General features: G+C 55.3%; 14 protein-coding genes. 9 read left to right on the forward strand and 5 right to left on the reverse strand.

Annotation, left to right across the window (positions count from 1 at the left end):
• Nucleotides 1-32: 32 nt before the first annotated feature.
• The 3 genes from ABJG22_RS07360 to ligK are packed head-to-tail and all read right to left on the reverse strand — an operon-like array spanning nt 33 to nt 2,651.
• The gene (locus ABJG22_RS07360; protein ID WP_348019601.1) at nt 33-920 is read right to left on the reverse strand and encodes an amidohydrolase family protein; all 888 of its coding nucleotides are present in this window, start codon (nt 918-920) and stop codon (nt 33-35) included.
• Nucleotides 917-1,984 carry a 4-oxalomesaconate tautomerase gene (locus ABJG22_RS07365; protein WP_348019602.1) on the reverse strand — a complete coding sequence of 356 codons (1,068 nt, stop codon included), beginning with the start codon at nt 1,982-1,984 and terminating at the stop codon, nt 917-919. Before ABJG22_RS07365 ends, ABJG22_RS07360 begins: the two co-directional genes overlap by 4 nt.
• A complete protein-coding gene (gene ligK / locus ABJG22_RS07370; protein ID WP_348019603.1) occupies nt 1,977-2,651 on the reverse strand; it encodes a 4-carboxy-4-hydroxy-2-oxoadipate aldolase/oxaloacetate decarboxylase in 675 nt (224 codons plus the stop codon). Before ligK ends, ABJG22_RS07365 begins: the two co-directional genes overlap by 8 nt.
• A 99-nt stretch (nt 2,652-2,750) precedes the next feature.
• On the opposite strand from ligK, the gene ABJG22_RS07375 reads away from it, so the two are divergent.
• From ABJG22_RS07375 to ABJG22_RS07415, 9 genes are all read left to right on the forward strand, one after another.
• Nucleotides 2,751-3,896 carry a LysR family transcriptional regulator gene (locus ABJG22_RS07375; RefSeq protein ID WP_348019604.1) on the forward strand — a complete coding sequence of 382 codons (1,146 nt, stop codon included), beginning with the start codon at nt 2,751-2,753 and terminating at the stop codon, nt 3,894-3,896.
• Between the two features lie 74 nt (nt 3,897-3,970).
• Complete coding sequence (locus tag ABJG22_RS07380; RefSeq protein ID WP_348019605.1) at nt 3,971-4,750, forward strand: DUF1932 domain-containing protein; 780 nt, start codon at nt 3,971-3,973, stop codon at nt 4,748-4,750.
• A complete protein-coding gene (locus tag ABJG22_RS07385) occupies nt 4,747-5,769 on the forward strand; it encodes an amidohydrolase family protein (protein WP_348019606.1) in 1,023 nt (340 codons plus the stop codon). The genes ABJG22_RS07380 and ABJG22_RS07385 overlap by 4 nt, the downstream gene beginning before the upstream one ends.
• Nucleotides 5,766-6,791 (forward strand): aromatic ring-hydroxylating dioxygenase subunit alpha, encoded by a 1,026-nt coding sequence (locus ABJG22_RS07390; protein ID WP_348019607.1) that lies wholly within the window; start codon nt 5,766-5,768, stop codon nt 6,789-6,791. Before ABJG22_RS07385 ends, ABJG22_RS07390 begins: the two co-directional genes overlap by 4 nt.
• Entirely contained in the window at nt 6,788-7,198 is a 411-nt protein-coding gene (ligA, locus tag ABJG22_RS07395) for a protocatechuate 4,5-dioxygenase subunit alpha (protein ID WP_348019608.1), read from the forward strand. Before ABJG22_RS07390 ends, ligA begins: the two co-directional genes overlap by 4 nt.
• Nucleotide 7,199: 1 nt before the next feature.
• Nucleotides 7,200-8,042, forward strand: a complete 843-nt coding sequence (locus tag ABJG22_RS07400) for a class III extradiol dioxygenase subunit beta (RefSeq protein ID WP_348019609.1) — start codon at nt 7,200-7,202, stop codon at nt 8,040-8,042.
• Nucleotides 8,043-8,061: 19 nt separating this feature from the next.
• Complete coding sequence (locus tag ABJG22_RS07405) at nt 8,062-9,000, forward strand: Gfo/Idh/MocA family oxidoreductase (protein WP_348019610.1); 939 nt, start codon at nt 8,062-8,064, stop codon at nt 8,998-9,000.
• Nucleotides 8,997-10,166 (forward strand): 4-hydroxybenzoate 3-monooxygenase, encoded by a 1,170-nt coding sequence (gene pobA, locus ABJG22_RS07410; protein ID WP_348019611.1) that lies wholly within the window; start codon nt 8,997-8,999, stop codon nt 10,164-10,166. Before ABJG22_RS07405 ends, pobA begins: the two co-directional genes overlap by 4 nt.
• Nucleotides 10,163-11,158, forward strand: a complete 996-nt coding sequence (locus ABJG22_RS07415) for an aldo/keto reductase (protein WP_348019612.1) — start codon at nt 10,163-10,165, stop codon at nt 11,156-11,158. Before pobA ends, ABJG22_RS07415 begins: the two co-directional genes overlap by 4 nt.
• Nucleotides 11,159-11,194: 36 nt before the next feature.
• Here ABJG22_RS07415 and purU read toward each other — a convergent pair whose 3' ends face one another.
• Together purU and ABJG22_RS07425 are read right to left on the reverse strand one after the other, a co-directional pair.
• Entirely contained in the window at nt 11,195-12,055 is an 861-nt protein-coding gene (gene purU / locus ABJG22_RS07420; RefSeq protein ID WP_348019613.1) for a formyltetrahydrofolate deformylase, read from the reverse strand.
• A gap of 121 nt (nt 12,056-12,176) precedes the next feature.
• The gene (locus tag ABJG22_RS07425; protein WP_348019614.1) at nt 12,177-13,025 is read right to left on the reverse strand and encodes a p-hydroxycinnamoyl CoA hydratase/lyase; all 849 of its coding nucleotides are present in this window, start codon (nt 13,023-13,025) and stop codon (nt 12,177-12,179) included.
• Nucleotides 13,026-13,087 lie beyond the last annotated feature (62 nt).

Here is a 13,087-nt window from a genome sequence, read left to right on the forward strand (position 1 = left end):
GACCGGTCAGATGGCAGCAACGAGTCAAGGCGTCAGATAGTCTCCGGCCAGTACAGGCGCATCGGATTGTCGACGAGCAGCTTGCGCTGGAGTTCCTCGGTCACCGCAATCCTAGGGATCATATCGACCAGATGGCCGTCGTCTGGGATGTTCGATTGCATATTGGGATGGGGCCAGTCGGTGCCCCATATCACGCGATCCTGATAATCCTCGACCAGCGGTCGGACGGCTTGGGCAAAGCGATCCCACGGATCGTTGCTTGCATCGAGCCGGTCGGGGCAGGTGGCCTTGAACCAGATGTCAGGGCGGGTATCGAGCATGGTGCGAAAGGCCTTCATCTCTGGACCATCGGGACCCTGGCTGACATCGGGGCGACCCATATGGTCGATCACCACCGGCACCGGGATAGCATCGATAAAGGCGCGCATCTCGTCCAATATATCGGCTTCGAAATAGATCACGACATGCCACCCGGCGGGCAGGCGGTCGGCGACTTCGAGAAACTTGTCTTTGGGCGCATTGTCGACGAGCCGCTTGAGAAAATTGAACCGCACGCCGCGAATGCCGCCCTCGTGCAGTGCCACAAGTTCGGTATCGCTGATATCCGGATCAACCACGGCGACGCCGCGCGCTTTGCCGTTTGACTTGGCAATGGCATCAAGGGTGGCGCTGTTGTCGGTACCGTGGCAACTCGCCTGGACGATCACATTCCGGTCGAAACCCAGATGGTCGCGCAAGGCAAAGAGCATGTCCGGCCCGGCGTCCTCGGGGTGATATTTCGCCTTCGGGCTGAACGGGAAGGAGGCTTGCGGGCCAAAGACATGACAATGGGCGTCCACGGCACCCGGCGGCGGGGTGAATTTTGGTTTCGGCGGATTGCTATGCCAACTGGTGATGCGGCCCTGTGAATCGTCACTCATGCGAAAATCTCTCCGTCCATCAATTTGCGCGCGGTCCGCAGCATCGCGGCGCTGGTCACTGTGCCCGCCTCGTCGATTTCCATGACGCAGGTGGTTTCACCGGTGGGATGCTCGACCGACATGGTTTTCCGGTTTCCGGCGGGAATATTCGCAACCTCTGCGGCTGGCGAATCCTCGATCAGGCAGGCCGTCGCCACCGTGACCGCGGCAAGTACGCCGACGCTGGCATGGGCGCGCCTGGGAATGAAGCTGCGCACGGTGATCGCGCCGCCGTTTCGGGGCGCGGCGACCAGCATCATCTTGGGAACAGATTTCTCCGCGACATCGCCCAGGTTCATGCGCTCGCCAGCGGCCAGCCGGATCGCCTCGATACGGGCCTTCACCGCTTCGGCTGCGTCGAGTTCTTCGCGGCTTTCATAACCGGTTGCGCCGACATCTTTCGCCTTCATCACGATGCAGGGCATGCCATTGTCAATGAGGGTGCAGCGCACATCGTTGATAATATCGACGGCATTGCCGGTGGGCAGCAGAGCCCCGCAGCTTGATCCCGCCGTATCGCGGAATTCCAAGGGCACGGGTGCTGCTGTTCCGGGTACGCCATCAATTCTGGCTTGACCGGAATAGACCGGTATGCCGCCCGACGTTTTGACGGTAGCTACGGCGGTCTGGGATGTATTCTCCATGAAAATGGTGACTTTGGTCTGCTCACCCGTGGCGGCAACCAATCCGCGCTCGATGGCAAAGGGGCCAACGCCGGCGAGAATGTTCCCGCAATTTTGCGCATCGCTGACGAGCGCCTGATCGACAAAGACCTGCAAGAATAGATAATCGACATCAATGCCGTCGCGGCTCGATTTTTTGATAATCGCAACTTTGCTAGTCAGCGGATCGGCGCCGCCCATGCCGTCAATCTGTCGCTCATCGGGGGAGCCCATGATGCGGAGCAGAAAAGCATCCCGTTCCGCCTGGTCGGCGGGCAGGCCCTCCGCCAGAAAATAGCCGCCTTTGGACGTGCCGCCGCGCATCCACATGACGCGCGCCGAGGCCAGTGGGCCGTCAGACATATTTCAGGCCTTCTTTCTCCAGCCGCTCGCGCATATTGTACATGTCCAGACCCAATATGCCGCTTGCCAGCTTCTGCCGTTTCTCTTCCTCGTTCGCTTCCCGCTCTTGCGCTTTTTCGAGTATTTCGGCCGCCCGTTCGCGTGCGACAACGCAAACGCCATCATCGTCGGCAATCACAACATCTCCCGGATTGACCAGCGCGCCAGCGCAGACGACCGGAACATTGACCGACCCCAATGTATTCTTGACCGTGCCCTGAGCGTAAACCGCCTTGGACCAGACCGGGAAATTCATCTCGGTAAGGTCTCGCACATCACGTACACCCGCGTTGATGATCAGGCCGCGACCGCCACGTGCTTGCGCAGATGTTGCTAGAAGATCACCAAAATAGCCATCTTCGCATGGGCTCGTGGGCTCCAGAACCAATATGTCGCCTTCTTGCATCTGTTCGATGGCGACATGGACCATCCAGTTATCGCCTGGCGCTGCGGAAATCGTGACGGCATTTCCAGCGATCCGTGCACCGGCGTAGATCGGAGTCATGTGCGAAGCCATGAGGCCGTTTCGACCCTGCGCTTCGTGGACTGTGGCAACACCGCATTTGCCCAGCGCATCGACCAGTTCCAGATCGGTCCGTTTGATATTCTGAACAACAATATTCGCCATTTTCCATCCTTCTGATAGTCGCATCACTGTTGCAGTCTATCGGCAACAGCGCAATTTGGAACTTGGATGAGGCTATAAGATCATGCTAATCCTTGATTCATGGAATTGTGGGATCTCAACTTACGTCATTTATATGCAGCGATGGAAATCTGCGATAAAGGCAGCATTAGCGCCGCCGCAGATGCGGTGAATCTGACGCAGCCGGCGATAACCCAGGGGCTGGTAAAGCTAGAGACGCAATTGGGGCAGCCGCTATTCGAACGGCATACCGACGGGATGACGCCGACGCCTGCAGCGACTATATTCGCGCCAAGGATTGACGCGGCGCTGGTCAATATCGGCTCCAGCCGGGTGACCATGGCGCAAATGCGGGCTTTTTTGTCCGTCGCGGAACATGGTAGCTATCCAACCGCCAGCGCGATGTCGGGACTGGCCCAGCCATCCCTTCATCGTTCCGTCGCCAATCTTAGCATTGCCTTGAAGCGGAAATTGCTGGAGCGACGCGGAAAGGGCATGGCGCTGACGGCGCAGGGGCGATCTCTGGCACGTTCCTTTCGTTTGGCCCGCGCAGAGCTTGCCGCAGGCCTATCGGAACTGGACGCGCTCAAGGGTAAGGAAACGGGAACCATATCCATCGGAGCCATGCCTTTATGCAGGGCGCGGCTGCTGCCAAAGGCGGTAGCGGAATTTCACAAGGCTTATCCCGAGAGCGAAGTCCGGATTGTTGAAGGCAGTCATGCCGAGCTTATCGAACCGCTCCGTGACGGTGAGCTTGATATTTTGATCGGTGCATTGCGCGATCCGGCGCCCGGCGATGACGTGCAGCAACGCTCGCTATTTGAAGACCATCCAGTGATTATCGGTCGATATGATCATCCGCTGCGGGATCAGCGGAGCGATCTGGATAAACTTGCCAGCTATCCGTGGATCATTGCTGCGCCGGATACGCCTTTGCGGATGCGTTGGGAGCATATGTTTGAATCGGCTGGAATAGACTGTCCGGATGTTCCGATAGAATGTGGTTCGGTGATCACGATCCGTCAGATATTGCTCGAAAGTGACTTTTTGACGCTATTGTCGCCCGATCAGGTGGCGGTGGAGTTAGAAGCGAATTGGCTGTCGACCATCGGTGGGCCGCCAAAAGGTATACACCGAAATATTGGTGCAACCACCCGCACAGGGTGGATGCCAACCGCAATGCAGCGGGACTTTATGCAGATTCTTGATAGGGCTTCGATAACCTAAATTCGCTTTATCTTATACCCGGCCCTGCTTTCCGATTGGTAGATTTACTGGGTTCCAGATAGCAATGAATCATCATGCAATCTGTATCTCTTATCGGTTTTGGTGAAGCGGGTTCGACCTTTGCGCGGGCGGGGCATTGGGGTGATTCTGCGCGCGCCTATGACGTTCAGGACAAACAATCGGACTATGGTGCGGTCGGAGTTGCCGGATGTGCTGCGTTGCCGGATGCGCTCCAGCAATCACCGGCGATATTGAGCCTTGTTACGGCCAATCAAGCAATGGCGGTGGCAAAAGCAGCATCTCAGAGCATCGCGCCCGGAGCACTGTTTTTTGATATGAACTCCGTGGCGCCGGATACCAAGTATCGGGCGGCAGAATATATTGAAAAGGCGCAGGGGCGTTACGTCGATGTCGCGATCATGGCACCGGTCCATCCTGCCGAACTGCATGTGCCGCTATTGCTTTCTGGCGCTTACGCCGCCGAAGGCGCGGCTGTTCTCACCGATTTGGGATTCGACAATATTCGTGTTGTGGACGGTAAGGTCGGAAAAGCATCATCGATCAAGATGATCCGTTCGATCATGGTAAAAGGCATGGAGGCGTTGACCGCAGAGATGATGCTGGCCGCCCACGAAGCTGATGTGAGTGAAGAGGTCCTGGAGTCTCTTGGGACGGAATGGACTGAAAAGGCCGCTTATAATCTTGAGCGCATGACAACCCATGGCCTGCGCCGGGCGGAAGAAATGGAACAAGTCGCTTTGACCCTTGATGCATTGGGCGTCGAACCGTTGATGACCAAGGGCACGATTGTCCGTCAGCGGGAAATGCCAAATAAGGAAGGATGGGCGAAATGAGCCTGATTATTGATTGTCATGGTCACTATACCACGGCCCCGACCGCGCATAACGAATGGCGCGAGGCGCAGAAAGCGGCGTTCGCGGCGGGAGAACAGGTCGGACCTTATCCAAAGATTTCCGATGATCAAATTCGTGAGACGCTGGAGGCAAACCAGATCCGGCTGCTGAAAGAACGCGGCGCGGATATGACGATATTCTCGCCCCGCGCTTCGGCGATGGCTCCGCATATCGGCGATGAAGGCGTTGCCAGCAAATGGGCGCAGGTGAACAATGATCTGATCAAACGCTGTGTCGATCTTTATCCAGAGATATTTGTGCCGGTTTGCATGCTACCGCAAAGCCCGAAGGCGGACATGCAGGGCAGTATCGAGGAGTTGGAACGTTGCGTCGATATGGGCTTTGTCGGTTGCAACCTCAATCCCGATCCGGGTGGTGGAAAGTTTGAACATCCGCCGCTGACCGACGAATATTGGTATCCTTTCTACGAGAAAATGGTCGAGCTGGATGTGCCCGCCATGATTCATGTTTCGGGCAGCTGCAATCCAGCCATGCACGCGACCGGCGCTTATTATATCGCGGCCGATACCATTGCTTTCATGCAGTTCATTCAAGGGGATCTGTTCAAGGATTTCCCGGACCTGCGTTTCATCATCCCGCATGGCGGCGGCGCAGTGCCTTATCACTGGGGTCGCTATAGGGGCCTTGCCGATATGCTTAAGCAGCCCGATCTGTCTGGGCATGTGATGAACAATGTCTATTTTGACACCTGTGTCTATCACCAGCCCGGCGTGACGTTGCTGGCCGATGTGATCGACAACAAGAACATCCTGTTCGGTAGCGAGATGGTGGGCGCGGTGCGTGGCATTGATCCCCAGACCGGTCATTATTTCGATGATACGAAGCGCTATGTCGACGCGCTCGATATTAGCGACGCCGAACGGCACGCGATTTTCGAGGGCAATGCCCGGCGCGTCTATCCCCGGCTGGACGCTAAATTGAAAGAGCGGGGACTATGAGCAGCTGGATCCAAAACGCTTGGTATGTGGCGGGATGGGACTACGAAATTGGCCCGCAGCCGCTTGGCCGAACGATATTGGGCGTGCCGGTCGTGCTGTGGCGCAAGCTGGATGGTGATGTAGTTGCCATGCGGGATAGCTGTCCTCACCGCATGCTGCCTTTGTCTATGGGTATCAAGGAAGGCGATTCCGTCCGCTGTAAATATCACGGACTTAAAATCGGTCCGGACGGTGTCGCCGAGGAAATGCCGTTGAAATCCGATCCGGTGAACAAACGCATTTGCACGGAAACGTTCGAGGTGCACGAACGGCATCGCTTTGTCTGGATATGGATGGGCGACAAGCCCGCCGACCCGGAACTGATTCCGGAACTATGGCCTTGCTCGGCAGAAGGATGGGCCTTCGAAGGCGGCTATTATTCTATCGCTTGCGACTATCGGCTGTTAATCGACAATCTGATGGACCTGACGCACGAGACTTATGTCCATCAAGGCTCTATCGGCCAGCAGGAGTTGATGGAAGCACCCCTCGAGACACGCGTCACTGAAGACCGTGTGTTCGTCGAGCGCTGGATTCCCGATATCGACCCGCCACCATTTTGGAAAGGTGCGCTTGGCAAGGAGGGGCGTGTGGACCGCTGGCAGATTTGCGAATTTATTGCGCCATCTGCGGTGATCATTGATGTTGGCGTCGCACCGGTAGAAGCCGGTGCTACCCTTGAAAAGCATGATCAGGGCGTGCGCGGTTTTGTGGTCGATGTGATGACGCCACAGGATGAAACGCACAGCCACTATTTCTGGGGCATGGCGCGGGACTTCCGGACCGATGATCCCGGTTTCGGTGCCCGTTTCCGTCAACAGCAGAGCGGTGTTTTCGCAGAGGATGTTGAAATATTGGAAGCCCAACAGCGCTCGATAGCGGCCAATCCCGATCGCAAATTGCAAGCCTATAACATCGACGAAGGCGGCGTCCGCGCTCGCCGGATGATTGAACGAACCCGAAAGACAGAAAGCAGTTTATGACCGGACCAGCCGATATCCATGCCTATCTTGCTGAACTTGAGGATATCCCGGGCACGCGGGTGTTTACCGCCGTGCGTGCTCGGCAAGGATATCATCTAAATCAGTTTGCTATGAGCTTGATGGACGGAGCAAATCGCGAGCGCTGGAAGGCGGATGAAAAAGCCTATCTTGCCGAATGGCCGCTTTCCGATGCGCAGCGGCAAGCCGTAATCAACCGCGACTATAACCGAATGCTGGAACTGGGCGGAAACATCTATTTTCTTAGCAAGATATTCTCGACCGATGGCATCAGCTTTGCCGAAGCCGTCTCGACCATGACCGACATGAGCTTTCCGGAATATCGCGATATGATGATGCAGGGCGGGCGCCCGGCAAAAGGCAATCGCTCGATAAAGGGAGGCTATTGAGATGGCGCGCATTACCGCTGGTGTAGGCTCAAGCCATGTCCCGCTTCTGGGTGTCGCGGTCGATCAAGGGAAGACACAGGACGACTATTTCGGTCCCATTTTCAAAGGCTATGAGTGGACCCGTAAATGGGAAGAAACCGAAAAACCCGATGTCATTATTCTCGTCTACAATGATCATGCCTCCGCCTTTGATGCCAATATCATCCCCACCTTCGCGATCGGTTGCGGTGAGCAATATAAGCCTGCCGATGAGGGGTGGGGACCGCGGCCTGTTCCCGATGTAGAAGGGCATGCTGACCTTGCCTGGCATATCGCGCAAAGTCTGATTCTAGACGATTTCGATATGACGATTATCAATGAAATGGATGTCGATCACGGCCTGACCGTGCCGCTGAGTATGATGTATGGCCAGCCCGAAAAATGGCCTGTCAAAGTCGTGCCAATTGCCGTCAATGTTGTCACTTATCCGGTGCCTTCCGGTAACCGTTGCTGGACGCTCGGTGAAGCGATTCAGCGTGCTGTCGCAAGCTTCCCCGATGACCTGAACGTCCAGATATGGGGGACCGGTGGCATGAGCCATCAGTTGCAAGGCCCGCGCGCTGGCCTGCTTAACCGTGAATGGGACAATAAGTTTCTTGATGCGCTGGTCGGCGATAGCGACGCGGCCCGCGATATTCCGCATATCGAATATCTGCGCGAAACCGGCAGCGAGGGCATTGAGATGGTGATGTGGCTGATCATGCGCGGGGCTTTGGGCAAGAAGACCAAATGCCTGCATCGTCACTATCATATTCCCTGCAGCAACACAGCAATCGGGCACATTGTGCTTGAGCCTGACAACTAAATTTGACGGAGCATATATCATGAGAATTGCACTGGCCGGAGGCGGCGCTTTTGGTGAAAAACATCTGGATGGCCTCAAGAATATTGATGGCGTGGAAGTCACGGCTTTGGTTGGTAGGCGTCAAGAGCCGACGCAGGCTATGGCGGACAAATATGGCGTCGGTTATGCAACCACCGATTATGACGCGATGCTGCAACGGGATGATGTCGATGCGGTGATATTGGCAACACCGACCCAGATGCATGCGGATCAGTCGATCAAGGCGATGAACGCCGGCAAGCATGTCGAGGTGGAAATCCCGCTGGCCGACAGCTGGGCAGATTCCCAAGCGGTTTTGGATAAGCAGAAAGAGACCGGTCTGGTCTGCATGGTTGGCCATACACGGCGCTTCAATCCGTCGCATCAATATGTCCACAACCGGATAAAGGCGGGCGAATTCAATATCCAGCAAATGGATGTGCAAACCTATTTCTTCCGTCGCCAGAATATGAACGCCAAAGGCGAAGCGCGCAGTTGGACTGATCATCTGCTGTGGCACCATGCGGCCCATACGGTGGACCTATTTGCCTATCAGGCGGGGCCGATTGTGCAGGCCAATGCCATTCAGGGGCCGATCCACCCGGAACTGGGTATCGCCATGGATATGTCGATCCAGCTAAAAGCGGAGAGCGGCGCGATCTGCACCTTGTCGCTGAGTTTCAACAATGACGGGCCGCTCGGCACCTTCTTCCGTTATATTGGCGACACTGACACTTATATCGCGCGCTATGATGATCTGGTGAATGGCAAGGAAGAAGCCATTGATGTGTCCAATGTTGATGTGTCGATGAACGGGATCGAGTTGCAGGATCGTGAATTTATTGCGGCGATCCGCGAAGGTAGGGAGCCGAACAGTTCGGTCGCGCAAGTCTTGCCCTGCTATAAGGTTCTACATGATCTGGAACAGCAACTCGGGTGAAGACCCAGGTCGCTATAATCGGTGCCGGACCGGCCGGGCTGCTTCTCGGCCATTTGCTGCGCGCAGAAGGCATCGATTGTATCATCGTGGAGCGCCAGTCGCCGGACTATGTTCTGGGACGGATCAGAGCGGGCGTGCTGGAGCGAACCACGACAGATTTTCTGGATCGTCTGGGTATTAACGAACGGCTGCACAGTGAAGGCCTGAAAGAAGCGGGCTTCGCGCTTGCCGATGGCGAACGGCTGATCCGGATCGATACGCTTGGGCTGACCGGCAAATATGTAACGGTCTATGGGCAGACTGAAGTGACGCGGGACCTGATGGATGCAGCGCCCGAACGGGGCCTGGAAATCATTTACGAAGCCGCTGACGTGGCGCTTCATGACGTCGAAAGTGACAATCCCTATCTTACCTTTGAAAAAGGCGGGAAAGTCAATCGGATAGACACCCAATTTATCGCCGGTTGCGACGGTTATCATGGTCCGTCCAGAAAGGTAATTCCAGCACGTGTCGCGAAGGAATATGAACGCGTCTATCCGTTTGGCTGGTTGGGCATATTGGCCGACGTGCCACCCTGTCACGAGGAACTGATTTACGCCAATCATGAGCGCGGCTTTGCACTGGCATCGATGCGTTCCAAGACGCGCAGTCGTTACTATATCGATGTTCCCCTGACCGAAAAAGTGGAAGATTGGTCGGATGAGCGGCTGTGGGATGAGCTTTCTATTCGCCTGGGCCCGGAAGCAGCGGCCAATATCACGCGGGGGCCGGCGATCGAAAAAAGCATCGCTCCGCTGCGTTCCTATGTATTTGAACCCATGGGTCATGGGCGCCTCTTCTTGGCGGGAGATGCAGCGCATATTGTGCCCCCCACCGGTGCTAAGGGCTTGAATTTGGCAGCTTCGGATGTTGCCTATCTGTCTGATGCCTTGACCGGATTTTTTAAACATGGTGATAATGATGCGATTGCAGGCTATTCCGCCAAAGCATTGGCAAGAGTCTGGAAAGCCGAACGTTTCAGCTGGTCGCTGACCAAGTTGATGCATCGTTTTCCTGATGATGGTTCGTTTGAACGGCAGATGCAGATGGCCGAACTGGACTATATCGCGAGCAGTACGGCGGCGCAGACCAGCATCGCCGAAAATTATGTGGGTTTACCGTTATGAGCATTTCTAAGCGCGCCATTGATGGCAAAAATACGAACCCTATCGGGCTGGGCTGCATGTCTCTCTCTTGGGCTTATGGCGTGCCGCCATCCGAGGATGATGCAGCAAAATTGCTGCACCGGGCGCTGGATATTGGCTATGATCATCTTGATACGGCGAATATCTACGGTTTGGGGCATAACGAAACACTGATCGGTAACGCGCTCAACGGTCGCCGGAACGAATTCTTTCTAGCGACGAAAATGGGACTGGTTATTGATGGCGCAAAACGGGGCGTCGATTGCAGTCCTGCAGCGATCCGCAAATGCGTCGAGGAGTCACTGGCACGCCTGCAAACCGATCGCATCGATCTTTACTATATGCACCGTCGTGACTTTACTGTGCCTATTGAAGAGTCAGTCGGCGCTATGGCGGATTTGATCAAGGAAGGTAAAATCGGCAGCATCGGATTGTCCGAAATGTCTGCCGAGACGTTGAAAAAAGCAGCGGCGGAGCATGCCATCGCCGCCGTTCAGACGGAATATTCGCTGTGGACCCGCAATCCGGAAATCGCAGTTCTGGAAGCTTGCAAGGAGCTGGGCACGACGCTGGTGGCTTTCTCCCCTGTAGGCCGCGGCGTTTTGGCCAATGGCGTCCGCGATGTAGAGGCGCTGGCGGAGAAAGACCTGCGCCGCACCATGCCGCGATTCAATGATGACAATTGGCCGAAAAACTTGGAATTGGTAGATCAGTTCAATGCGATTGCAACGGAAGAAGGCGTGACGCCTGCGCAATTGTCGCTGGCTTGGGTGCTGTCCCAAGGGAAGCATGTCGTGGCCATTCCCGGAACGGCTTCCGTCGCGCATCTGGAAGAAAATCTCGCACGGTGGGATTGGAAAATCTCTGCAGATACCAAGGCTCGTCTAGATGCTCTCATCAATCAGGCAAGTGTTGCCGGACCGCGCTACAGCGAGATGATCCAGAAAACGATCGATACCGAGGAATTCTCCTGATCCTTTCGAAAGTCCAGTTGCCCGCGGGTGATAAAATCAGTTTTTGAAAACGACCGTTTTTTGACCGTTCAGCAGTACCCGGTCCGCGAGATGATAATGAACGGCCTGCGCCAACACCCTGCGTTCTATGTCACGCCCCTTGCTGACCAGCATTTCGGGTGTGTCGGCATGGCTGATGGCTTCGACGTCCTGATGAATGATCGGTCCCTCGTCTAGGTCGGCTGTGACATAATGGGCAGTGGCGCCGATCATCTTGACCCCGCGCGCATGTGCTTGGTGATATGGCTTGGCGCCCTTGAATCCGGGCAGGAAGCTGTGGTGAATATTGATGCAGCGGCCCGACAGAAAACCGGCGAGATCGTCTGATAATATCTGCATATAGCGGGCTAGTACCACCAGATCCGCGCCACTGTCGGTAACCAGTTGTTTGACCTGTGCTTCCTGTTGCTGCTTTGTGTCTTTTGTGATCGGGAGGTGGTGAAAGGGAATGTCACCGTTGATCGATATTTTGAGCGCTTCGCGGGGATGGTTGCAGATGATGCCGACTACATCCATCGGCAGTTCTTCGATGCGATGGCGATAGAGCAGATCGCCGAGACAATGGTCAAATTTGGAGACCATGATCATCACCTTGGGCCGGTCGTCGTTGCGGCGCAGCTTCCATATGATGTGCTTCGCTGCGGCGAAGCTTTGCAGCGCTTCTGCGATGGCATCGGCATTGGGGCTGGCCGGTAAGTCAAAGACCACGCGCATAAAAAAATGTTCGGTCTCAGCGTCGTTGAACTGCTGCGAATCGACGATATTTCCAGCATTATCTGACAGTATCTTGGCCACGCTGGCGACCAGTCCCGGCTGGTCTGGGCAGGACAATGTCAATATTTGTCGATTTGTCGGCATGGCCTATCTGTCATTTCCGGTTTTGTTGATGATCATCACGAAAGCGGTGCTGTTTGAACAGCTGGCTTATATTGTCAATGCCTGCGCAGACGGTCCCGATGACGAAAAATCAATGTTCTGTTCAGTCCTGACCGGCTCCTGCCTTTGATTTATCATAGGTACCGAGCCCCGGTTTGAAACTTTTATCGTCCAGAAATTGTTTCATGCCTTCGTGGCGACCGTCAGTCTTGTCATGAAAATTCAATGCTTCCTGCGCACGGACCAAATAGTCTTGGGCATTATCGAAGGTCATTTCGATGACGCGTTTAACGGCATCCTTGGACGCCTTGAGCGTATCAAGGTTTTTTGAGAGCAACGTGTTTGCAACTTGCGTAACCCGCGCTTCCAACTGATCGAGCGGCATGGACTCGTTGACCAGTCCGGCTTCCGCCGCTTCCTGACCGCTCAAATTCTCACCCATCAGTGTATGATACATGGCCTTGCGCAGCGGCATCAGATTGGTTGCGACCTTGGTCGCGCCGCCGCCCGGCAATATGCCCCAGTTGATTTCCGACAAGCCAAATTGGGCTTCATCCGCACAAAAGGCGAGGTCGCAGGCATAGAGCGGTCCGTAACCGCCGCCGAAGCACCAGCCGTTGACCATGGCAATCGTGGTTTTCTGGTACCAGCGAAGCCGCTCCCACCACGTATAGGCTTCGCGCTGGCTCTGCCGAATGCCCGGAAGGCCTTTTGCTTCGGTCTCCCGGAAATATTCTTTCAGATCCATACCGGCTGACCAGCTATTACCTTCTCCGGTTAGGACCAAGACACCAACATCGTCATTATACTCCAGCTCATCGAGCACCCGCAGCATTTGCCGATTCAGTTTCGGGCTCATGCAATTGCGTTTTTCCGGGCGGTTGAACTTCACCCAGGCAATGCCGTTCTTAATCTCATAAGCTACAGTATCTTCTTCTTTGCGGTCGGTCATATCGAGTTCCTATCACTGCTTGATTGTTATGACTCATAGCGGTTGATATTGCTATTGCCAAT

This window comes from Parasphingorhabdus sp., assembly GCF_039939955.1.
Lineage (GTDB): Bacteria > Pseudomonadota > Alphaproteobacteria > Sphingomonadales > Sphingomonadaceae > Parasphingorhabdus.